Source organism: Micromonospora sp. DT233 (assembly GCF_049841815.1).
Lineage (GTDB): Bacteria > Actinomycetota > Actinomycetes > Mycobacteriales > Micromonosporaceae > Micromonospora.
In genome coordinates this window covers 269,023-290,727 of record NZ_JBNCLB010000003.1, presented here as the reverse complement: position 1 = coordinate 290,727, position 21,705 = coordinate 269,023, and the positions used below count along the sequence as shown (strand labels likewise).

17 protein-coding genes are annotated in these 21,705 nt (G+C 73.5%); 5 read left to right on the top strand and 12 right to left on the bottom strand.

Features of this window, described 5'->3' with window-relative positions; translation table 11 throughout:
- Positions 1 to 18: 18 nt before the first annotated feature.
- On the bottom strand, positions 19 to 285 hold the full coding sequence (locus ACLQ2V_RS09350) for a hypothetical protein (RefSeq protein WP_425718000.1): 267 nt from the start codon (positions 283 to 285) through the stop codon (positions 19 to 21).
- 225 nt (positions 286 to 510) lie between these two features.
- Between ACLQ2V_RS09350 and ACLQ2V_RS09345 the strand changes: the two genes are divergently transcribed.
- Positions 511 to 1,233 carry a VOC family protein gene (locus ACLQ2V_RS09345; RefSeq protein ID WP_425717999.1) on the top strand — a complete coding sequence of 241 codons (723 nt, stop codon included), beginning with the start codon at positions 511 to 513 and terminating at the stop codon, positions 1,231 to 1,233.
- A gap of 34 nt (positions 1,234 to 1,267) precedes the next feature.
- On the opposite strand, the gene ACLQ2V_RS09340 is transcribed toward ACLQ2V_RS09345, so the two are convergent.
- From ACLQ2V_RS09340 to ACLQ2V_RS09320, 5 genes are all read right to left on the bottom strand, one after another.
- Complete coding sequence (locus tag ACLQ2V_RS09340) at positions 1,268 to 1,525, bottom strand: hypothetical protein (protein WP_425717998.1); 258 nt, start codon at positions 1,523 to 1,525, stop codon at positions 1,268 to 1,270.
- 43 nt (positions 1,526 to 1,568) lie between these two features.
- Positions 1,569 to 4,019, bottom strand: a complete 2,451-nt coding sequence (locus ACLQ2V_RS09335; protein WP_425717997.1) for a glycoside hydrolase family 2 protein — start codon at positions 4,017 to 4,019, stop codon at positions 1,569 to 1,571.
- Positions 4,016 to 4,813 (bottom strand): carbohydrate ABC transporter permease, encoded by a 798-nt coding sequence (locus ACLQ2V_RS09330; protein WP_425718321.1) that lies wholly within the window; start codon positions 4,811 to 4,813, stop codon positions 4,016 to 4,018. Before ACLQ2V_RS09330 ends, ACLQ2V_RS09335 begins: the two co-directional genes overlap by 4 nt.
- Positions 4,814 to 4,881: 68 nt before the next feature.
- On the bottom strand, positions 4,882 to 5,874 hold the full coding sequence (locus ACLQ2V_RS09325) for a carbohydrate ABC transporter permease (protein ID WP_425717996.1): 993 nt from the start codon (positions 5,872 to 5,874) through the stop codon (positions 4,882 to 4,884).
- Position 5,875: 1 nt separating this feature from the next.
- The gene (locus tag ACLQ2V_RS09320; RefSeq protein ID WP_425717995.1) at positions 5,876 to 7,156 is read right to left on the bottom strand and encodes an ABC transporter substrate-binding protein; all 1,281 of its coding nucleotides are present in this window, start codon (positions 7,154 to 7,156) and stop codon (positions 5,876 to 5,878) included.
- Positions 7,157 to 7,434: 278 nt separating this feature from the next.
- Between ACLQ2V_RS09320 and ACLQ2V_RS09315 the strand changes: the two genes are divergently transcribed.
- Positions 7,435 to 8,484, top strand: a complete 1,050-nt coding sequence (locus ACLQ2V_RS09315) for a LacI family DNA-binding transcriptional regulator (RefSeq protein WP_425717994.1) — start codon at positions 7,435 to 7,437, stop codon at positions 8,482 to 8,484.
- A 27-nt stretch (positions 8,485 to 8,511) separates the two neighbouring features.
- Here the strand turns inward: ACLQ2V_RS09315 and ACLQ2V_RS09310 are convergent, their stop codons facing one another.
- A complete protein-coding gene (locus ACLQ2V_RS09310; RefSeq protein WP_425717993.1) occupies positions 8,512 to 11,178 on the bottom strand; it encodes a putative bifunctional diguanylate cyclase/phosphodiesterase in 2,667 nt (888 codons plus the stop codon).
- Positions 11,179 to 11,438: 260 nt separating this feature from the next.
- Here ACLQ2V_RS09310 and ACLQ2V_RS09305 point away from each other — a divergent pair, with 260 nt between their 5' ends.
- Complete coding sequence (locus tag ACLQ2V_RS09305) at positions 11,439 to 11,816, top strand: PH domain-containing protein (RefSeq protein ID WP_425717992.1); 378 nt, start codon at positions 11,439 to 11,441, stop codon at positions 11,814 to 11,816.
- Positions 11,817 to 11,898: 82 nt separating this feature from the next.
- Here the strand turns inward: ACLQ2V_RS09305 and ACLQ2V_RS09300 are convergent, their stop codons facing one another.
- Positions 11,899 to 12,825, bottom strand: coding sequence for a 2-hydroxyacid dehydrogenase (locus tag ACLQ2V_RS09300; protein ID WP_425717991.1), 927 nt, complete (start codon positions 12,823 to 12,825; stop codon positions 11,899 to 11,901).
- A 78-nt stretch (positions 12,826 to 12,903) separates the two neighbouring features.
- Between ACLQ2V_RS09300 and ACLQ2V_RS09295 the strand changes: the two genes are divergently transcribed.
- Together ACLQ2V_RS09295 and ACLQ2V_RS09290 are read left to right on the top strand one after the other, a co-directional pair.
- On the top strand, positions 12,904 to 14,076 hold the full coding sequence (locus ACLQ2V_RS09295; RefSeq protein ID WP_425717990.1) for a PQQ-dependent sugar dehydrogenase: 1,173 nt from the start codon (positions 12,904 to 12,906) through the stop codon (positions 14,074 to 14,076).
- Between the two features lie 161 nt (positions 14,077 to 14,237).
- Complete coding sequence (locus ACLQ2V_RS09290; RefSeq protein WP_425717989.1) at positions 14,238 to 15,803, top strand: metallophosphoesterase; 1,566 nt, start codon at positions 14,238 to 14,240, stop codon at positions 15,801 to 15,803.
- Between the two features lie 45 nt (positions 15,804 to 15,848).
- Here ACLQ2V_RS09290 and ACLQ2V_RS09285 read toward each other — a convergent pair whose 3' ends face one another.
- The 4 genes from ACLQ2V_RS09285 to gatC form a co-directional block, all read right to left on the bottom strand.
- Entirely contained in the window at positions 15,849 to 18,206 is a 2,358-nt protein-coding gene (locus ACLQ2V_RS09285; protein ID WP_425718320.1) for a transketolase-like TK C-terminal-containing protein, read from the bottom strand.
- Positions 18,207 to 18,320: 114 nt separating this feature from the next.
- Positions 18,321 to 19,814, bottom strand: a complete 1,494-nt coding sequence (gatB, locus tag ACLQ2V_RS09280) for an Asp-tRNA(Asn)/Glu-tRNA(Gln) amidotransferase subunit GatB (protein ID WP_425717988.1) — start codon at positions 19,812 to 19,814, stop codon at positions 18,321 to 18,323.
- Positions 19,815 to 19,827: 13 nt separating this feature from the next.
- A complete protein-coding gene (gatA, locus tag ACLQ2V_RS09275; protein WP_425717987.1) occupies positions 19,828 to 21,303 on the bottom strand; it encodes an Asp-tRNA(Asn)/Glu-tRNA(Gln) amidotransferase subunit GatA in 1,476 nt (491 codons plus the stop codon).
- Complete coding sequence (gene gatC, locus ACLQ2V_RS09270; protein WP_425717986.1) at positions 21,300 to 21,605, bottom strand: Asp-tRNA(Asn)/Glu-tRNA(Gln) amidotransferase subunit GatC; 306 nt, start codon at positions 21,603 to 21,605, stop codon at positions 21,300 to 21,302. Before gatC ends, gatA begins: the two co-directional genes overlap by 4 nt.
- Between the last annotated feature and the right edge of the window lie 100 nt (positions 21,606 to 21,705).

Sequence of the window (21,705 nt, the reverse complement as noted above, 5' to 3'; positions counted from 1 at the left end):
ACTGCAGGAGCGAAAGCATTACTTCGGCTCCGAGAACCCACCGAGGTCGTCGAGTTCGCCACGCGACATCCCTGTCAGAAGAGCGACAGAACTAGCGGTGGAGCCATCAAGCTGACGAAGGGCCTCACCCACTGCCTGCTGGATCTCCGAACGGTGATTCTCGATGAACTCACGCACGGCGACGTCAACTACATCCTTCTTCGAGCGGCCAAGAAAGTGCGCGGCATGAGAAATCAACTGGTCGGTTTGAGCATCTACCTTGATAGGCGTGGCGGCGGCAGCCATTGCTCTCCCTCTGGGGTGGACAGGTCGACCAAGTACCAAAGTACCATTTGCCTCGGACTACGCAAGCGAGACAGCGAACCTCGCTGACCAGCTCAAAAACGGACATTATTCACGAGAGATTGAGCATTCCTCCCCTGACGGATGATCTGGCTAAGAGTCCAATGCGCGCCTTGTGGGCCGGGTAATCACCTTGTCGCCCTGCCGGCCCGTCCCTACCCTGCGGTGATGAGCTCACCACGGCTGACGGTGACCTTCGATGCCCACGACCCCGCCCACCTGGCCCGGTTCTGGGCCGCCCTGCTCGACCGCGAGGTCGTCGAGGACGTCGAGGACGCCGCCGGCGCGCTCCTGCCCGGCGACGACACCCAGCTCAGCCTGCGGTTCGCGCCCGGCCCCGCGCAGCAGGCGGCGGGGCCGATCCGCCGCCTGCACCTGCACCTGACCAGCACCAGCCCCGCCGACCAGCAGCAGACCGTGGCGACGGTGCTGGGGCTCGGCGGCAGCCACCTCGACGTCGGTCAGCTCCCCGAGGAGCCGCACATCGTGCTGGCCGACCCCGAGGGCAACGAGTTCTGCGTGATCGAGGCCAGCAACAACTACCTCGCCGGGTGCGGCCGGCTCGGGGAGATCGCCTGCGACGGCACCCGCGAGGTCGGCCTCTTCTGGAGCGCGGCGATGGGCTGGCCGCTGGTCTGGGAGCAGGACGAGGAGACGGCGATCCAGTCGCCGCTGGGCGGCACGAAGGTCGCCTGGGGCGGCCCGCCCCTGAACCCGAAGGCGGCGCGGAGCCCGCAGCACTTCGACCTCGCCCCGGCCGACGGCGACCACCGGGCGGAGGTCGAGCGGCTGCTCTCCCTCGGGGCCACCCGGCTGGGGACCGACGAGGACGGCGCGACGCTTCTCGCCGACCCCGACGGCAACGAGTTCCGCGTCACCCGCCCCAGCTGAGCCGGCGGCGGGTGCCGGGCAAGGGAAGCCGAGGTCAGCGGGGCTCGCCGTCGCCGGTCGCCGACGGTGCGGGGTCCTCCGACGGTACGGGCTCCTCCGATGGCGCGGGCTCCTCCGACGTCTTGCGGAACCACAGGCTCACCCCCGCCAGCCCGCACGCCACGCCCGCGATGACGACCGCCGACTCCCCGAGCTCGTTGAGGTCGTCCAGGAACGGGAAGGTGTGCGAGAGCACCAGCGACACGAACCCGAGCAGCAGCAGAAGGACGGCAAGAACCCGGTACCGATTCACAGGCCACATTGCACCACACGCCTGCGACGATCCCGAATTCCCTTTAGTTAACCGTGCGCAGCACCGGGCGGGCCGTCAGCGCGGCCGGGTCCAGGAGGCGCGCAGAGCTGACCGTGAACGTCGCCGACTCGCCCGGCAGCAGGGTCAGCAGCGCGTCGTCGGCCTCGGCGGCCGGGTCGAGGCGGTCGGGGAAGAGGGCCAGGTCGCGCAGGACGGTGCGGGCGGTGACGTGCACCCGCACGCCGCCGTCGACCGGCTCCACCGTCGCGTCGTAGGACGCCGTCGGCCAGTCGACGTCCCGGTCCTCGGCGAAGAACCACAGCGCCCGGTCGACGCCCTGCCCCGCCTCGGCGAGCAGCAGCTCCCGCCGGGCGCCCTCCGGCACGGCCAGGTCCGCCGGCAACACCAGCTCCACTTTTCCGTACGCCGGCACGTCGAGGTCGTACGCCGTCTTGGCCCTCGGCTCGCCGCCCAGGGTGAGCCGGGTGACGGTGGCGGGAGCGCGCCACGGCTCGGCGGTCTCGTTGACCGCCACCAGGGTCAGCCCGCCGTCGCGGGGGGCGACGGTGAGCAGCCGGTCGGCGTACGCGCGGCGCAGCGCGTACCAGAGGGGTTTGCGGCGGCCGTCGCCGTCGACGGCCGACCAGGAGGTCACCGGCCAGCAGTCGTTGAGCTGCCAGACGATGGTGCCCATGCAGACGCCCCGGTGCGAGCGGAAGTGCTCGACGCCGAGGGCGATGGCGCGGGCCTGGTTGAGCTGGGTGAAGTAGTGCCACTCGTCGAAGTCTGCGGGCGGCGGCAGGTGGGCATCCAGGCCGCGGCGCAGCTTGGCGTCGCCGTCGGCGGCCTTCTGGTGGTGGGCCATGCCGGGCGAGTCGGGCGCGAGCGGGTCGTCGGAGAGCGCCCGGCGCAGGGTCGCGTACGCCGGGGGCGCCTGGTAACCGAACTCGGCGACGAAGCGGGGGACGTACTCGCGGTACCTGGTGTAGTCGTCGGTGTTCCAGACGTCCCAGATGTGGGTGGTGCCGTGCGCCGGGTCGTTGGGGTGGATCGCCTCGGAGCCCGACCAGGGGCTGCCCGGCCAGTACGGGCGGGTCGGGTCCAGCTCGGCGACGATCCCCGGCAGGAGGTGCAGGTAGTACCCCCGGCCCCAGGTGCGCCCGGCCAGGGGCCGCTGCCAGTCCCAGTCGTGCCAGCCCCAGATGTTCTCGTTGTTGCCGGTCCAGAGCACCAGCGACGGGTGGGCGGCCAGCCGGGTGACCTGCTCGCGCGCCTCGGCCTCCACCTCGGCGCGGAACGGCTCCTCCTCCGGGTACGCGGCGCAGGCGAAGAGGAAGTCCTGCTGGACGAGCAGCCCTGCGGAGTCGGCCAGCTCGTAGAAGTCCTCCGACTCGTACCGGCCGCCGCCCCAGACCCGCAGCAGGTTGACGTTCGCCCCGGCGGCCTGGTCGAAGCGTTCGGCCAGCCGGTCGCGGGTGACCCGGTTGGGAAACGCGTCGTCGGGGATCCAGTTGACCCCGCGCACGAAGATCGGCACGTCGTTGACGTGCAGGGCGAACGCGGAGCCGTGGGCGTCGGGGACGGTGTCCAGGGTGACCGTGCGGAAGCCGATCCGCCGGGACCAGGCGTCCAGCTCCGTGCCGTCGGCGGCGTGCAGGGTCACCGCGAGGGGGTGCAGTGGCTGGTCCCCGTACCCCCGGGGCCACCAGAGGGCGGGGTCGCGGACCTCGACGGTCAGTGCGGCCGTGCGCTCCCCGGCGGCCACCACCGCCTCGGCGACGACGCCCGCCACCCGCGCGCGGACGGTGACCGGGGCATCGTCGGCTGATTCGGCGGCGGCGCGCTCGAGGTCGACGTGCACCGTCACCCGGCCGACGCCGTCGGCGACGGTGACCAGCGGGCGGACGGTGGCGAGCCGGGCGGTGGACCAGGCGTGCAGGGCGATCGGCTGCCAGATGCCGGCGGTGACCAGCGTCGGGCCCCAGTCCCAGCCGAAGTTGCAGGCCGTCTTGCGGATGAACTGGAACGGCTCCGGGTACGCGTTGGGCCGGTCGCCGAGCCGGTCGCGGTGCGCCTCGGCGTAGCGGTACGCGGAGTCGAAGCGGACGGTCAGCGTGTTGGGCCCGGGGCGCAGCACGGGGGTGACGTCGAAGCGGTGGCCGCGGTGCATGTTCTCGGTGCGGCCCAGCTCGGTGCCGTTGAGGGTGAGCGTGGCGACCGTGTCCAGGCCGGCGCAGGCCAGGTCGATGCGGTCGGCGTCGCCGGGCGGGGCGTCGAAGGTGCACTCGTACACCCAGTCGGTGCGCCCGATCCAGGCCAGCGTCGTCTCGGTGTCGTCGACGTACGGGTCGCCGATGAGCCCGGCGGCCAGCAGGTCGGTGTGCACGCAGCCGGGCACGGTCGCCGGGACCGCCCGGTCGACGATCGTCGACGGCACCTGCGGGCCGGGGACGGCCCGCAGCTGCCAACCGTCGTGCAACGGATGCCGGATCACGACTTCACCGCGCCTTCCATGATGCCTCGGACGATCTGTCGGCCACCGAGGAAGAGCATGATCAGCAGGGGGACGGTGGCGACGAACGCCCCCGCCAGCACCCGCCGGTAGATCACGTAGTTTCCGCTGGCCAGGTCGGAGATGGCCACCATCGAGGTGGGGAAGTCGGTGCCGCTGAGGGTGATCAGCGGCCACTGGAAGTCGTTCCAGGTGGCGACGAAGGTGAGCAGGCCGAGCACGGCCAGCGCCGGGCGGATCGCCGGCAGCACGATGCTGCGGTAGATCCGCATGGTGGTGGCGCCGTCCATCCGGGCCGATTCGACCAGCTCGTCGGGGACGGAGTTGACGATGAACTGTCGCATGTAGAAGACCCCGAACGCGGTGACCAGGCCGGGCGCGATGACGGCCAGCAGGGTGCCGTTCCAGCCGAGCTTGCCCATCACGATGTAGAGCGCCACCACGCCGAGCTGGTTGGGCACGGTGAGGGTGAGCACCACGAAGAGCATCAGCCACCGGCTGCCCCTGAAGCGCAGCTTGGCGAAGGCGAACCCGGCCAGCGAGCAGAAGAAGAGCACCGAGGCGGTGACGGTGGCGGAGACGATGGCGCTGTTGATCAGGCCGGCGGCGAAGTAGACGTCCTGGAGGGAGAAGACCTCCTCCAGGTTGACCAGGAACCGGTCGCCGGGCACGACCGTCGGGGGGATCGCCGCCAGCGCCTCGTCGTTGCTGGTGGCGATGACGAACATCCAGTACAGCGGGAAGGCCGAGAGCAGGATCGTCGCCGCCAGCAGCAGGTACGTCCCGAGGCCCGCCGGGCTGTCCTGCGGAGCCCGCCCCGCCGGCTGCCGCCTCCGGTGGCCGCTCACTGGCGGCCCCCCGAGAGGCGGTTCGTCAGCAGGGTGTTGATGCCGGCGACGACCAGGATGATCAGGAAGAGCGCCCAGGACATCGCGGCGGCGTAGCCGAGGTCCAGGTCCTTCCAGCCGACCTTGTAGATGAGCTGGGCGATGGTCTGCCACTCGCCGTTCGGCCCGCCGGTGGCGGCCTGCGCGTTCAGGTCGAAGAGCATCGGCTCGGTGAAGAGTTGCAGGCCGCCGATGGTGGAGAGGACCACGGTGAAGACGACGACCGGCTGGATCATCGGCACGGTGATCCGCCAGAGCTGCCGCCACGGGCCCGCGCCGTCGATGGCCGCCGCCTCGTAGACGTCGCGCGGGATGGACTGCATGGCCGCCAGGTAGAGCAGCGCGTTGTAGCCGATCCACTTCCAGTTGACCATCGTGGCGATGGCGATCCAGGCGTGCGTCTTGTCGGCCCGCCAGTCCACCGGGGCGTCGGTGCCATCGAACGGGTCGAGCAGCCAGTTGGCCATGCCGAAGTCGCGGGAGAAGAAGACGGCGAAGACCATCGTCGAGGCGACGATCGGGGTGACGTACGGCAGCAGGACCCCGACCCGCCACCAGGTCTGCGCCCGCAGCCTGCGGTTGAGCAGCGAGGCGATCACCAGGGCGAGCAGCAGTTGCGGCACCGAGGAGAGCAGGAAGATGCCGAACGTGTTGTAGAGCGCGTTCCAGAAGTCCTCGTCGCCGGCGAGCCGGGCGAAGTTGTCGAAGCCGGCCCAGGGCGGCAGGGTCGGGTCGTCGAGCTGGTAGTTGCGCAGCGACACGACCCCGTTGAAGACCAGCGGGAAGAGGCCGAAGACCGCGAAGAGCCCGAAGAACGGCGCGATCAGCAGGTACGGCACGTACCGCATGTCGAAGCGGTAGAGCCGGTCGCGCCAGGTGAGCCGCCGGGGGTGGGCCGTGGCATCGCGGCGGGGGGTCGACGGGGGTGGTGCGGCACGGGTGGCGGGCATGTCAGGACCGGCTCGCCTTCTCGGCCTCCTTGACCGCTTCCGCCCAGGCGGCCTCCGGCTTCAGCGTCTTGTTCTCCACCCGCCGGATCACGTTCTCCACGGCCACCCGGGTCGGGCCGTTCTTGCGGCCCAGGTACTGCGGGGTGAGGCCCTGCGCCATCTTCGGGAAGATCTGCCCGACGGGCGCGTCGTTGAAGAACGGGTTCTTGAAGTCGGTGATCGCCGGGTCGGCGTAGAGCGCCGGCTGCGACGGCAGGTTGCCGACCTTCTTGAAGACCTCGATCTGCTGTTGCGGCTGCACCAGCCATTCCAGCAGCTTGTACGCCTCGTCGACGTGCTTGCCCTGCTTGGGCACGGTCAGGAACGAGCCGCCCCAGTTGCCGCCGCCGCCGGGCACCGCCGCGATGTCCCACTTGCCGGCGGTGGCGGGGGCGGTGTCCTTGATGTGGCCGAGCATCCACGCCGGGCAGGCGAGGACGGCGAAGGCGTTGCTGGTGAAGCCCTTGTCCCAGTCGGCCTGGAAGCTGACCATGTTGGCCGAGATGTCGGCCTGCAACGCCTTGACGGTGATGTCGAAGGCGGCCTTCGGGCCGCCGTCGAGGCGGAGCTGGTTCTGCTCGTCGTAGAAGCCCACCGGCTGCTGGCCGAGGATCGGGTTGAACAGGTTGGTCCCGGAGTCGACGAACTTCTTCTTCGTCTTGGCGGTGTACTGCTGGCCGACGGTGATGAAGCGGTCCCAGGTGGGCCAGAGGGCGGAGACCTGGTCGCGCTCGGTGGGCAGCCCGGCGGCGGCGAAGAGGTCGCTGCGGTAGCACATGGCCAGGCCGCCGACGTCGGTGCCGAGGCCGATCTGGGTCTTGCCGTCGGCCGAGAGCGACTGCTTCCACTTCCACGGCAGGTACTTGCTCTCGTACTGCCCGGCCCCCTTGTCGATGAGGTTGACGAACTTGTCGGCCTGGCCGCGGAAGCCGACCATGAAGCCCTCGTCGACGGCGGCGATGTCGGCCGCGCCCGAGCCGGCGACCAGCTTCTTCTGCAGGTCCTCGTGCTGGGCGTTGTATTCGCCCGAGTTGAGCTGGATCTTGATGTTCGGGTGCTCGGCCTCGTACCGGGTCTTGAGGTCCTGGAGGCCGAAGTCGCCCCAGAAGTTGATTTTGAGGGTGACCGTGCCGTCGCCGGCGTCGCCGCCGCTGGTGCTCTTGCCGCTGCACGCGGTCAGCACGGCCAGGCCGACCGCGCCGGCTGCCGCCACGCGGGCCCAGTGCTTCCAGGACCGTCTCATGTCATCCTCCAAGAGGGTGGAAACGCTCCCAACATCGAGGAACGTCGACTGAACCGGGTAAGTCCGGCCACCGTACGACTCACCCTTATCGATGTCAATGTCCATGCCGCTCCCCGTTCCCCGTATGCTTAACCGGGCAAGCTGACCCGCCCCGCACCGCCGTCCGGCCGGCGGTGCCGATCAACGGCGCCCCGGGTGCAGTAGCGTGTGGGCGCCGGTCCCCCCGGCGTCGGGAGAGCCCGCCGCGACGGCGGGCCGAGCAAGTGGAGGACACGCCGGTGAAGCGGCCCACCATCGCCGACGTCGCCCGCCGGGCCGGGGTCTCCAAGGGCGCGGTCTCGTACGCGCTCAACGGGCAGCCCGGCGTCTCCGAGGCGACCCGGCAGCGCATCCTGGCCATCGCCGCCGAGATCGGGTTCAGCCCGAGCAGCGCGGCGCGGGCGCTCTCCGGGGCCACCGCCAACGCGATCGGCCTGGCCCTGTCCCGCCCCGCCCGGACCCTCGGCATCGAGCCGTTCTTCATGGAGCTGATCAGCGGCGTCGAGGCCGAACTCTCCGCCCGCTCGTACGCGCTGACCCTCCAGGTGGTCGCCGACCCCGACGCCGAGATCGCCGTCTACCGGCGCTGGTGGGCCGAGCGCCGGGTCGACGGGGTCCTCGTCTGCGACCTGCGCACCGACGACCGGCGGGTGGGCACCCTGGAGGAGCTGCAACTGCCCGCCGTGGTGATCGGCGGCCCCGGCCACACCGGCGCGCTGGCCAGCATCTGGTCCGACGACGCCGCCGCGCTGGCCGAGGCGGTGCAGTACCTGGTCGCCCTCGGGCACCGCCGGATCGCCCGGGTCGGCGGCCTGCCCGCGCTGCTGCACACCCAGATCCGCGACCGGGCCTTCACCGAGCTCTGCGGCGGGCTCGGGCTCGACGACTCGGTCACCGTCTGGTCGGACTACACCGGCGAGGAGGGCGGCCGGGCCACCCGGCGGCTGCTCAGCTCCCCGCACCGGCCCACCGCCGTCATCTACGACAACGACGTGATGGCGATAGCCGGCCTCTCGGTGGCCCAGGAGATGGGCCTGCGGGTCCCCGACGACCTGTCGATCGTCGCCTGGGACGACTCGCCCCTGTGCCGGCTGGTGCACCCGCCGCTGACCGCCCTCGGCCGGGACATCCCCGCCTACGGCGCGCACGCCGCCCGGCAACTGCTCGCCGCGATCGCCGGCGAGCCGAGCGGCGGCGGGCAAGGCGGCAGCGGGCAAGGCGGCAGCGTGCGGGACGAGACCGCCCGCCTGACCCCCCGGGGCAGCACCGCGCCGCCCCGGGCCCACTGACCCCGCGCCACGTCGGCGCGCGAGCGGTCAGCGGGACGCGGAGGGGAACTCCTCCAGGTACGCCTCCACCCGCTCGGCGGTCGCCGGCCGGGCCAGCGCGAAGCCCTGCCCGTACCGGCAGCCGGCCCGGTAGGCCGCCTCCACCTGGGCCGGTGTCTCCAGCTCCGCCGCCACGACCTCCAGGCCCAGCCGGTCGCCCAGGCGCACCACCACCTCGGTCAACGGGTGCTGGGCGTCGGAGGCGTCGACCCGGCGCGGGGCCAGCTTGAGCAGGTCGATCGGCAGCCGCCGCAGCCGGGCCAGCGAGGAGTGGGCGGCCCGGAAGTCGTCCAGCGCGGTACGCACGCCCAGCGAGCGCAGCCCGGCCAGCCGGGCCACCACCGTGTTCAGCTCCGCCCCGATGCTCGGCTCCGCCACCTCGATCACCAGCCGGTCCGGCGACACCCCGTGGGTGGCCAGCACCGCTGCGGTGCGCTGGAGGAAGTCCGGCGCGGTCAGCTCCTGCGGGGTGACGTTGACCGACATCCAGAGCTGCCGGCCGCCGGCCGACCAGTCGGCCAGTTGCCGGCACGCCCGGTCCAGCACCCAGCGGCCCACCTCGCCGAGCAGGTCCAGGTCCCGCGCGACCGGCAGCAGCTCGGCCGGCGCCACGGTGCCCAGCACGGGGCTGCGCCAGCGCAGCAACGCCTCGGCACCGACCGGCAGCCGGTCGGCCAGCCCCAGCACCGGCTGGTAGACCAGGTCGAGCTCGCCCCGGGCCACCGCGCCGGGCAACGCCCGTTCCAGGTCGAGCCGGCGGACGAACTGCTCCTCCAGGTACGCGTCGTACCACTCGATGCGGTCCCGGCCGAGCTGGGCGGCCCGGTGCCGGGCCAGGTCCGCCTGGCGCAGCACGTCGTTCGCGGCGGCGGCCCCGGAGAGCTCGGCCAGGCCGACGCTGGCCCGCAACCGGACCTCGCCGCCCGCCACCTGGTACGGCACGCCGAGCATCTCCAGCAACCGGGCACCCAGCGCGTACGCCAGCACGGAGCCGGCGGTGGTGACCACCGCGAACTCGTCCGCGGCCAGCCGGGCCAGCACGTCGTCGCAGCCGACGGCCGCGCGCAGCCGGCGGGCGGCCTCGACCACGGCCGCGTCGCCGCCGGCGTGGCCGTGGTCGTCGGCGACCTCGCCCAGGCCGTGCAGGCCCACCACCAGCAGCGTTCCCGGCCCGTTTCGCCGGGCGTCCAGCTCGCGCACCAGCTCGCGCCGGTTGGCCAGCCCGGTGAGCTGGTCGGGCGCGGCGAGTTGGTGGACCGCCGGTTCCAGCCGGCGGCGCTCGCCGACGTCGCGCACGTGCAGCACCAACGCGTGCACCTCGGGCACGTCCCGCTGGTCGCTGATCGTCGACTCGGTCTGCCGCCACGCCCCGTGCCCGTCGCGCAGCCGGGCGGGCAGCAGCGTGGGCTGCGCGCCGGCGCGCACCCCGTCGAGCAGCCGGGTGGCCCGGGGCACGTCCTCGGGGTGCAGCAGGGCGGTGAAGGGGTGACCGAGGACCTCGGCGTCGGTCAGCGCGAAGAGCCGGGTGGCCGCCGGGGACTGCCAGCGCACCCGCAGCGCGTCGTCCAGCAGCATGATCAGGTCGTGGCCGCCGGAGACCAGCGCCCGCAGCTGCGCCTCCTGCGCGGCGAGGCGGGCCGCGTACCGGCGGTTGTCGGTGTTCGAGATCAACTCGCGGACCACCAGCGGCGGGATCACCGCCAATCCGAGCAGGACGGTGCCCGGCCGGAATTCGCCGCGCGCCGCCAGGTGACCGGCGGCGGCCAGGGCGGCGACGACGGCCGGGGCGGTGATCCGGGGCCAGCGCGGCGGCGGGCCGTCCGGCCTGGGCGGGTCGCCGGCGGCCACCCGGCGGACCCCGTCCGCAGTCAGCAGCGCCCCGGCCACCAGCGGCGCGACGGTGACCAGCAGGGCCCGCTCCGGCGCGTCGTGGGCGAGCAGCACGATCAGCCCGAGCAGGCCGAGGTGGGCGGCCCCGGCACCGAGCAGGCAGTTGGCCCTGCCCGGCCGCCGCCGCCAGTGCGCCAGCGCCGTCACGCCGATCGCCGCGAAGCCGAAGCCGAAGCCGGCGGCCACCGCCGCGACCCGGGCGGCGGTGGTGGCCTGCCCCAGGGCGAGCAGCAGCACCCAGCCGGCGAAGGCCAGGCTCAGGCCCAGGCCGACCACGTCGACCGCGCGGCGCAGCCGGGCCCGGTGGGACAGCCGGCTGCGACCGGGCAGCAGGAGCAGCCCGGCGGTCTGCGGCAGGGCCGCCAGCGCGAAGCCGGCCGCGCCGACGGCGGCCCGCAGGTCGACGCCGACGAGCGGCAGCACCGCGACGGTCAGCCCGACGGTGGCCACCGCCGCGTCGAGCAGGCCGGCGATCGGACGGCACCGGGCCGACCGCCGGTGGGGGACCACCGGCCGGGCCGGGGACGCGAGGTGGTCGGGGACCGCCGGCCGGTCGGGGGTGGCCGGAAGGTCCGGGACGGAGAGCCGGGAGAGCCGGATGCCGGCCAGGACGCTGCCGGCGGCACCGGCGAGCGCCACCGCGGCCAGCGGCGGCACGACGCCGAGCAGGCCGGCGACGACGAGCAGGGTCGTCGCCGCCAGCACCAGCAGGTCGGCGGCGTTCGAGGGGCGGCGGAGGGCACCGGAGGGATACGCGACGGGCACGGTGGTCGCCTTCGTGAGGGGGCACGGGCGGTGGGGGCACGGGGTGGCGGGTTGCGGGTGGGTCGCCGCCCGGCGTGGCGTTCCGAAGCGGCGCGGGCACGTTGGGTTAGCGGGCCCAACTTGATGAAACGGCCAAACGTCACCGCAGGAAATGGCCAACGCGGCAGTAAGATGAGTGATTCAAATCACATTCACGGCATCGGCCGCCCGGTCCGCCGCCCGCCCGGAGGCCAAACCCGTCCGGATGGGATCATCGACCGGTGAGCCGCACCGAGACCGTCCGCTTCCGCCACAGCCAGGCGCTCCTGGTCGCGGCGGTGATCGCCTTCATCGGGACGCTGCCGTTGGCCAGCATCCGGTGGTACCTCCTGCCGCTGCTGCTCATCCCGCTGGCCATCGGCGTCTGGGTCTGGCGGGCCGGCACCGAGGCGGACGCCCGGGGGCTGCGCCTGCGGGCGCTGGTCGGGCAGCGCCGGATCGACTGGGAACGGGTCGTCGAGCTGGCCGCCGACCCCCGGGGCCGGGCCGTGGCCCGGCTCGACGACGGCGAGGTGCTGGTCCTGCCGGCGGTGCGGGGCAGCGAACTTCCCCGGCTCGTCGCCGTCACCGGCCGGCCCCCCTCCGACCCCACCGGCTGACCCAGCAGCCGTTCGCCACCGTGCTGGCTCAGCAGCCGTTCGCCACCGTGCTGGCTCAGTAGCCGTTCGCCACCGTGTTGGCTCAGTAGCCGTTCGTCACCGTGTTGGCCAGGGGCCGACCGGCGGCGAAGCGCCGGACCTGCTCCCCCACCAGCCGGTACGCCCGGGGCAGCAGCCCGCGCACCGAGCCGGCGACGTGCGGGGTGAGCAGCACGTTCGGCAGCCCCCACAGTGGGTGGTCGGCGGGTAGCGGCTCGGGGTCGGTGACGTCCAGCGCCGCCCGCAGCCGGCCCGTGGTCAGCTCCGCGACCAGCGCGTCCGTCCGGGCCACCGGGCCGCGCGCCGCGTTGACCAGCAGCGCGCCGTCGGGCATCGCGGCGAGGAACGTCTCGTCGACCAGGCCCCGGGTCGCCTCGGTCAGCGGCACCAGCAGCACCACCACGTCGGCCTCGGGCAGCAGCGCCGGCAACTCGTCGACCCCGTGCACCCCCTCCGCCGGGCGGGGCGTCCGGGCGACCAGCGTGAAGGTCACCTCGAACGGCGTCAGCCGGGCCCGCACCGCCGCGCCGATCGAGCCCGCGCCGACGATCAGCACCCGCTTGCCGGCCAGCTCGTCGGTCGGGCAGACCCGGTCGTACGCCCACTCGCGGACCGACTGGGCGACGGCGAAGGCGGGGAAGCCGCGCAGCGCGGCCAGGATCGCGGTGAGCACCCACTCGGCGGTGCTGGAGTCGTGCACGCCGCGCGCGTCGCAGAGCGTCACCCCCTCGGGGACCCGGTCGACCCAGGCGTCCGCGCCGGCCGAGAGGAGCTGCACCACCCGCAGGTCGGGCAGCTCGTCGAGGAGTGCGGTGGCGGAGGAGTCGGAGAGGAACGGTGGCACCCAGAACCGCACGTCGGCCCCATCGGACGGCAGCCGCGACGGGTCCTCGGCCACCTCCACGGTGACGCCGGGGGGCACCGCGCCGAGCAGGGTGCGGCCGGCCGGGTGCGCAATCCATACCTTCACGCCCGCCGACGATAGCCGCCCCACCCCCCGCCCGGCACGCGGTCCCTCGTCCGTGGCGGGTGCGACTAGGCTGGGCCGGTGAGCGCCCGTACCCCGTACCCCCGCAGGAACCCGCTGCGCGCGGTCGTCGCGGCGTCGTGCGCGGCGCTGCTGCTGGCCGCCGCCGGATGCAGCTTCGGCGATCCGCCGCCGGACCCGGCCGGCGAGCCACCGAACCTCCCCGCGCCCTCCGCCTCCGCGCCGGCCGGTGGTGCCGGCCCGCAGGCGGTGGCGACCGTGCTGGCCAAGGGGCTGCGGGTGCCGTGGGGGATCGCCTTCCTGCCCGACGGCGCCGCGCTGGTCACCGAGCGCGACAGCGGCCGGATCCTCCAGGTCGGCCCCGGCTCCGGGCGCGAGGGGCTGACCGTCACCACCCTGCGGACCGTGCCCGGCGTGGCGGCCGGCGGAGAGGGCGGCCTGCTCGGCATCGCCGTCTCGCCCCGCTACGCCTCGGACCGGGCGATCTTCGTCTACCACACCGCCGAGCGGGACAACCGGATCGTCAAGCTGACCCCCGACGCGGCGACGCCGATCCTGACCGGCATCCCCAAGGCCAACATCCACAACGGCGGTGGGCTCGCCTTCGGGCCGGACGGCTACCTCTACGCCAGCACCGGCGACGCCGGCAACCGGGCTGCCGCCCAGGACCGCAAGCAGGTCGGCGGCAAGATCCTGCGGCTCACCGCCGCCGGCAAGCCGGCGCCGGGCAACCCGTACCCGGGCTCGCCGGTCTGGTCGCTGGGCCACCGCAACGTGCAGGGCCTCGCCTGGGACGCCGGCAAGCGGATGTACGCCGTCGAGTTCGGCCAGAACACCTGGGACGAGATCAACCAGATCACCAAGGGTGGCAACTACGGCTGGCCCACGGTCGAGGGGAAGTCCGACGACCGGCGCTACACCGACCCGCTGGCGCAGTGGAGCACCTCCGAGGCGTCCTGCTCGGGCCTGACGGCGAGCGACCGGCTGCTGGTCACCGCCTGCCTGCGCGGGGAGCGGCTCTGGCTGGTCGAGCTGACCGCCACCGGTGGCGTGCTCGGCCAGCCCCGCGAGCTGCTCAACGGCAAGTACGGCCGGCTGCGGGCGGCGGTCACCGCCCCCGACGGCTCGATCTGGGTGAGCACCTCCAACCACGACGGGCGGGGTGATCCGGCCGCCGAGGACGACCGCCTCCTGCGCCTCGTCCTCTCCGACGGCGGCGCCGGGCGCGGCTGAGCCACGCGCGGCCGATCCGGGCGCGGCTGAGCCGGGCGCGGCTGAGCCGGGCGCGGCGACCGGATTTCGGGCACCGCCGCCGGGTCGGCCGGTTCCCGGGCGACCCGCCCGGGTATCCGGGGTTTGCCAAGATCTTTCACAGGGCAGGTCAGAATCTCAGCATGGACGGCCAGGAGAACGAGCAGCCGAACACCGGGGACGCCGACGCCCCGGCGACCGCGCGCACCCGACGCGCGACGGCCCCCTCCCGACCCACCGCCCGGCGCCGGCTGCGCCGGGTCGGCGTGGCGCTCGCCGTGGTGGCGGTCGCCCTGGTCGGGGTGGTGCTGGGCACCTTCGGCGGCGGGCAGGTCGAGACCGACATCGGCCCGTTCCGGGCCGAGCTGACCCTCTCCCCCGCGCTCACCGGCGGCACCACCGTCGACATCCCGCCGCTGGGCGCCCTGCAACTGGACAGCCACAACGGGCCGACCCACCTCACCGTGGGGCTCGGGGCGCTGGACCAGCGGCGCACCGAGGCGTTGATCGACGACCCGGCGAGCATCAGCCGGGCCAGCCAGTCCGCCGTCACCGACGTGCGCAACGGGGTGCTCCGCCTCGGCCTGCGCGCCACCGGCGCGGCGCTGCTGGTCACCCTCGTGCTCGGGGTGCTGGTGTTCCGCGACACCCGCCGCGCCGCCTGGGCCGGCGGGCTGGCCCTGGTGATCACCGGCGGCAGCCTCGGCCTGGCCGCGTCCACCATCCGCCCCCAGTCGATCGAGGAGCCCCGGTACGAGGGCCTGCTGGTCAACGCCCCGGCGATCGTCGGCGACGCCCGGCGCATCGCCAACGACTACACCAAGTACGCCGAGCAGCTCCAACGCATCGTCGGCAACGTCAGCCAGCTCTACACGACCGTGGCCGCCCTGCCGGTCTACGAGCCGGCCCCCGGCACCACCCGGGTGCTGCACGTCTCCGACATGCACCTCAACCCGACCGGCTGGCAGCTCATCCGCACCGTGGTCGAGCAGTTCGACATCGACGTGGTCATCGACACCGGCGACATCACCGACTGGGGCAGCGAGCCGGAGGCCTCGTACGTGGCGTCGATCGCGCTGCTCAAGAAGCCGTACGTCTACATCCGGGGCAACCACGACTCGGGCAAGACGGCGGCGGCGGTCGCCCAGCAGCCCAACGCGACGGTGCTGAACAACTCCACCACCACCGTCGCCGGGCTGACCATCGCCGGCATCGCCGACCCCCGCTTCACCCCCGACAAGGAGACCTCACCGGCCGGCAGCGGCCTGACCCAGGCCGTCGCCGACCAGGTCATCGGGGCCGGCGACCAGCTCGCCGCCACCGTGCGCAACTCCCCGCAGCCGGTGAACATCGCCCTGGTGCACGACCCCGCGTCGGCCGGCCCGCTCTCGGGCACCTGCCCGCTGGTGCTCTCCGGGCACACCCACGCCCGGCAGGTCTCCAAGCTGCCGCAGGCGCCGGGGCAGCCCCCGACGCTGCTGATGGTGGAGGGCTCCACCGGCGGGGCCGGGCTGCGTGGCCTGGAGGGCGAGAAGCCCACCCCGCTGTCGATGACCGTCCTCTACCTCGACCAGAACAAGCTGCTCCAGGCGTACGACGACATCACCGTCGGCGGGACCGGCCAGTCGCAGGTCAGCCTGGAGCGGCACGTGGTGGCGGACCCGGCGGCCGGCGCCCAGGCCCCGGTCACCCCGACGCCCACCCGCTGACCCGAAGGCCGGGGCCGGGGCCGGGGGGCGGGAGCCGGGGCGGGCTCAGCGCAGCGACAGGGCCGCCAGGGCGGCGTTGACGATGCTGCCCGGGAGCAGGTCGTGCAGCTCGTAGAGCTCGCTGACCGTGCCGGACTGGCCGAACTCGTCCACCCCCAGCGGCACCGCCGGGGCGCCGACCGCGGAGCCGAGCCAGGCCATCGCGTGCGAGGCGGCGTCGTGCACCGACACCACCGGCACCCGGTCGGCGAACGCCGAGCGCAGCGCGCCCGGGACGCTCGGCACGGTGGCCGTGCGGACCCCCTGCCGCAGGGTGCGCTGCCACGCCCGGTACAGCCGGTCCAGGCTGGTCACGTCCACCACGTGCGCGGCGATGCCCTCCTCGGCCAGCTCCGCCGCGGCGGCCACCGCCTCCGGCAGCACCGCCCCGGACGCGGCGAGCTGCACCACCGGCGCGTCGGCCAGGTGCGGGTACGCCTGGTGTGCGTCCACCAGCCGGTACGCCCCGGCGACCGCCTGGCGGCGCAGCACCGCGTCACCCAGCCGGGCCCGCGCCGCCTCGAAGGGCGCCTGGTCGATCGGGCGGGTGCTGAGCCGGAAGTAGTACGCCCCGTCCTCGGCCGGCGCGGCCGTGGCCGCGGGCGCCCCACCGGCGGCGATCTGCCCCAGCGCGTCGCAGAGCAGCCAGTCCAGGGTGGCCGCGTACGCGGGCTCGATGAACGTGACGCCCGGCAGCTCCAGCCCCACCGAGGCGGTGATCGTGGACTGGTGCGCCCCGCCCTCCGGGGCGAGGGTCACCCCCGACGGGGTGCCGGCGACCACGAACCGGGAACCGGAGTACGTGCCGTAGAGGAACGCGTCCAGCCCGCGCAGCACGAACGGGTCGTAGACCGTCCCCACCGGCAGCAGCGGCTGCCCGGACAGGTCCCAGGCCAGGCCGAGCTGCCCCAGCAGCAGGAACAGGTTCATCTCGGAGATGCCCAGCTCGATGTGCTGGCCCGACGGGCTCTCCGTCCAGCGCAGCATCCGGTCCTCCGCCCAGGAGCGCCGCTCGGTGGGGGCGAAGACCCCGGTCTTGTTGATGAACCCGGCGAGGTTGGTGGAGGTGGCCACGTCCGGGGCGGTGGTGACCAGGTAGGGGGCCACCTGCGGATCGCGGGCCAGGTCGACCAGCACCCGGCCGAAGACCTCCTGGGTGGAGACGGGCTTGTTGGTGCGTACCCGGGTGGTCTCCGGGACGGTGACCGGCAGCGCCCGCTCGCGGGGCGGGCGGGACAGCGCCTCCCGGCGGGCGTTGGCCCGGATGCCCGCCTCCGACGCCGGGTCGAGGCGGTCCCACTCCGTGTCGGCGCTCAGGCCGTTCGCGGCGCGCAGGGCCGCGACCTGCTCGGTGCTCAGCAGCGCCGAGTGGTTGCGGGGATTGCCGGCGATCGGCAGCCCCCACCCCTTGACCGTGTACGCGAAGACCACGCTGGGCCGGTCGGTGACCGCGTCGCACTGGGCGTACGCGTCGAGCATCGCCGCCAGGTCGTGCCCGCCCAGGTCGGTGACGAGCGGGCCCAGCTCGGCGTCGGAGACCTCGGCGATCAGCTCGGCGATCGGAGCCGGCGCGCCGTCGAGGAACTGCTCCCGCAGCGCCGGGCCGGCCAGCCCGAAGAGCGACTGGTACTGCTCGTTGGGCATCGCGTCGATCCAGTCGCGCAGCGCCTCCCCGCCCGGCCGGGCGTACGCGGCGGCGAGCCGGCGGCCGTACTTGACCTCCACGACGTGCCAGCCGGCGGCCTCGAACTGGCCCCGCCACTGGTTGATCCGGATGCCCGGCACGACCCGGTCCAGCGACTGGCGGTTGAAGTCGACCAGCCACATCACGTTACCCAGGCCGGTGGTGGCCGGGTCGGCGACCGCCTCCCAGATGTTCCCCTCGTCCAGCTCCGCGTCGCCGATCAGGGCGACGAAGCGGGAGTGCGGGCGCTGCCCGAAGTGGGCGTCGACGTAGCGGCGGGTCACCGCGGCGAAGAGCGGGGCCGCCGCGCCGAGGCCGACGGAGCCGGTGGAGAAGTCGACGCCGTCGGGGTCCTTGGTGCGTGACGGGTACGACTGGAGCCCGCCCCGGGCGCGCAGCCTCGGCAGGTACGACCGGTCCAGGTTGCCCAGCAGGTATTGGATGGCGTGGAAGACCGGCGAGGCGTGCGGCTTGACCGCGACCCGGTCCTCGGCGTCGAGGTGAGCGAACCACAGCGCGGTCATCGCGGTGACCAGCGACGCGCTGGACGCCTGGTGGCCGCCGACCTTCACCCCGTCGCCGGTGTCCCGGTCGTGGTTGGCCGCGTCGACGATGCGGGTGGCGAGCCAGAGCACCCGCCGCTGGATCTCGTCGAGGACGTCGAGGTCGTGCTGGTTCACGATGGGCTCCATCCGGGCGTCCTCGTCGACGCCCTCGCGAGGGGTACGCGCTCGGGGCAGGGCAAGGGCCGCCGCCGGGTCACGACGGCGGCCCCTTCGGGGTGGAACTCGGAGCTACCCGCCGAGGCGGGCCAGGATCAGTTCGCGGACGGTCTTCGCGTCGGCCTGGCCCCGGGTGGTCTTCATGACCGCGCCGACCAGCGCGCCGGCCGCCGCGACCTTGCCGCTGCGGACCTTCTCGGCGACGTCCGGGTTGGCGGCGATGGCCTCGTCCACGGCGGCGGTCAGCGCGCCGGTGTCGGAGACCACCTCCAGGCCCCGGTTGGTCATGATCTCGGTCGGCGAGCCCTCGCCGGCCACCACGCCCTCCAGGACCGTGCGGGCCATCTTGTCGTTGAGCTTGCCGGCGTCCACCAGGCCCTGCAGCTCGGCGACCTGACGCGGGGTGGCCCCGATGTCGGCCAGCTCCACGCCGGTCTCGTTGGCCCGGCGCGACAGCTCACCCAGCCACCACTTGCGGGCGGCGGCGGGGGTGGCCCCGGCGGCGATGGTCTCCTCGATCAGCTCGACCGCGCCGGCGTTGAGCACCGACTGCATGTCGGTGTCGGTCAGGCCCCACTGCTCCTGCAGGCGGCGGCGGTGCAGCCGGGGCAGCTCCGGCAGGGCCGCCTTCAGCTCGGCCACCCACGCGGCGTCCGGGGCCAGCGGCACCAGGTCCGGCTCGGGGAAGTAGCGGTAGTCGGTCGCGGTCTCCTTCGACCGGCCCGGCCGGGTGCCGCCGGTGTCCTCCTGGAAGTGCCGGGTCTCCTGGGTGATCCGGCCGCCTGAGTCGAGCACCGACGCCTGGCGCAGCATCTCCGAACGGACCGCCCGCTCCACCGAGCGCAGCGAGTTGACGTTCTTGGTCTCCGTGCGGGTGCCCCACTCCGCGCCCGGCAGGTTCAGCGAGGTGTTCACGTCGCAGCGCAGCGAACCCTCCTCCATCCGCACGTCCGAGACGCCCAGCGAGCGGATCACGTCACGCAGCTCGGTGACGTACGCGCGGGCCACCTCCGGGGCGAGCGCCCCGGTGCCGGGGACCGGCTTGGTGACGATCTCCACCAGCGGAATGCCGGCCCGGTTGTAGTCGACCAGCGACTCGGTCGCGCCGTGGATGCGGCCGGTGGCCCCGCCCACGTGCAGCGACTTGCCGGTGTCCTCCTCCAGGTGCACCCGCTCGATGCCGATGCGCACCAGCTCGCCGCCCACCTCCACGTCGAGGTAGCCGTCGACGCAGAGCGGCTCGTCGTACTGGCTGATCTGGAAGTTCTTCGGCATGTCCGGGTAGAAGTAGTTCTTCCGGGCGAACCGGCACCAGGAGGCGATGGAGCAGTTCAGCGCCAGGCCGATGCGGATCGTCGCCTCGATGGCCGCCTTGTTGGCCACCGGCAGCGAGCCGGGCAGGCCCAGGCAGACCGGGCAGACCCGGGTGTTCGGCTCGCCGCCGAAGTCCGTCGGGCAGCCGCAGAACATCTTGGTGTTCGTGCCCAGCTCGACGTGGGTCTCCAGGCCGATCACCGGTTCGTAGCGCGCAACGACCTCGTCGTACGCGGGCAAGGTAGTCGTCATTGGTGCTCCTGCCTCACAGTGCCGGTGGGGTGAACGTGCCGACGGCGGACTCCAGGGCGGCGGCGACCCGGTACATCCGGTCGTCCGCCATCGTCGGGGCCATCACCTGCAGGCCGACCGGCAGCCCCTCGGAGAGCCCGCACGGCACCGAGATCCCCGGCCCGCCGTACAGGTTCGACGGGATGGTGAAGAGGTCCGCCAGGTACATCTGGTACGGGTCGGCGGTGCGCGAGCCGAGCGGGAACGCCACGAACGGCGTCGTCGGCGAGATCAGCGCGTCGACCCGCTCGAACGCGGCGGTGAAGTCCCGGGTGATCAGCGTCCGGACCTTCTGCGCCTGCCCGTAGTAGGCGTCGTAGTAGCCCGAGGAGAGCGCGTACGTGCCGAGCATGATGCGGCGCTTGACCTCGGGGCCGAAGCCGACGTCCCGGGTCAGCGACATGACCTCTTCGAGGGACCGGTTGCCGTCGTCGCCCTCGCGCAGCCCGAACCGGACGCCGTCGAAGCGGGCCAGGTTCGAGGAGCACTCGCTCGGCGCGATCAGGTAGTACGCCGACAGGGCGTAGCTGAAGTGCGGGCAGGAGACCTCGACGATCTCCGCGCCGAGCTTGGCCAGGGTGTCGACGGACTCCCGGAACGCCGCCAGCACCCCCGGCTCCGCGCCCTCGCCGGTGAACTCCTTGACCAGACCGAGTCGTACGCCGGTCAGGTCGCCGGTCGCGCCGAGCCGCGCGGCGCCGACCACGTCGGGCACCGGCTGCGGGATCGAGGTGGAGTCGCGCGGGTCGTGCCCGCCGATCGCCGCGTGCAGCAGCGCCGCGTCGAGCACCGTACGCGCGCAGGGCCCCGGCGTGTCCAGCGAGGAGGAGAACGCCACCAGGCCGTAGCGGGAGGAACCGCCGTAGGTGGGCTTCGCGCCGACGGTGCCGGTGACCGCGCCGGGCTGGCGGATCGAGCCACCGGTGTCCGAGCCGATCGCCAGCGGCGCCTCGTACGCGGCCAGCGCGGCGGAGCTGCCGCCGCCGGAGCCGCCCGGGATGCGGTCGGTGTCCCACGGGTTGCGGGTCGGGCCGTACGCCGAGTATTCGGTGGAGGAGCCCATCGCGAACTCGTCCATGTTGGTCTTGCCGAGCATGATCGTGCCGGCGGCCCGCAGCCGCTGCACGATCGTCGAGTCGTACGGCGGACGCCAGCCCTCGAGGATCTTCGACCCGACGGTGGTCGGCACGCCCTTGGTGGTGAGCACGTCCTTCACCGCCACCGGGACGCCCGCCAGCGGGCCCAGCTCCTCGCCGGCGGCCCGGCGCTCGTCGATCGCGCGGGCGGCGGCGAGCGCGCCGTCGGTGTCGACGTGCAGGAAGGCGTGCACCCGCTCCTCGACGGCGGCGATGCGGTCCAGGTGGGCGCGGGTCACCTCCACGGCGGAGGCCTCGCCGCCGGCGACCAGCGCGGCGATCTCGACGGCGGTCAGCTTGGTCAGGTCAGTCACGACGCCACATCCTCGTCCAGGATCCGCGGTACGCGGAACCGCTGCTCCTCCGCGTCGGGCGCGCCCGACAGGGCCTCCGCCGGGGTCAGGCCCGGCACCACCACGTCCTCGCGCAGCACGTTCGTCAGCGGCACGGAGTGCGACGTCGGCGGGATGTCCTCCGCGGCGACCTCGCCGATCTGGGCGACCGCTCCGAGGATCGTGTCGAGCTGCCCGGCGAGGGTGTCCAGCTCCTCCTCCGTGACGGCGAGCCGCGACAGTCGCGCCAGGTGCGCGACCTCCTCGCGGGAGATGGCGGCCATCTGTGCCCCCTTCGTGGCTGTCGTGCTGTTGCGGCGGTGGGCCGCCGCGCGCCGAGTCGACGATGACGTGCGGTGACCGGAGCGAGTCTATTGTCCAGCA

Excerpts from the sequence above, each read along its gene's own strand:
- ACLQ2V_RS09290 (WP_425717989.1), top strand. The coding sequence starts at position 14,238 with ATGGACGGCCAGGAGAACGAGCAGCCGAACACCGGGGACGCCGACGCC.
- ACLQ2V_RS09350 (WP_425718000.1), bottom strand. The coding sequence starts at position 285 with ATGGCTGCCGCCGCCACGCCTATCAAGGTAGATGCTCAAACCGACCAG.
- gatB (WP_425717988.1), bottom strand. The coding sequence starts at position 19,814 with ATGACGACTACCTTGCCCGCGTACGACGAGGTCGTTGCGCGCTACGAA.
- ACLQ2V_RS09325 (WP_425717996.1), bottom strand. The coding sequence starts at position 5,874 with ATGCCCGCCACCCGTGCCGCACCACCCCCGTCGACCCCCCGCCGCGAT.
- ACLQ2V_RS09345 (WP_425717999.1), top strand. The coding sequence starts at position 511 with ATGAGCTCACCACGGCTGACGGTGACCTTCGATGCCCACGACCCCGCC.
- ACLQ2V_RS09320 (WP_425717995.1), bottom strand. The coding sequence starts at position 7,156 with ATGAGACGGTCCTGGAAGCACTGGGCCCGCGTGGCGGCAGCCGGCGCG.
- gatC (WP_425717986.1), bottom strand. The coding sequence starts at position 21,605 with ATGGCCGCCATCTCCCGCGAGGAGGTCGCGCACCTGGCGCGACTGTCG.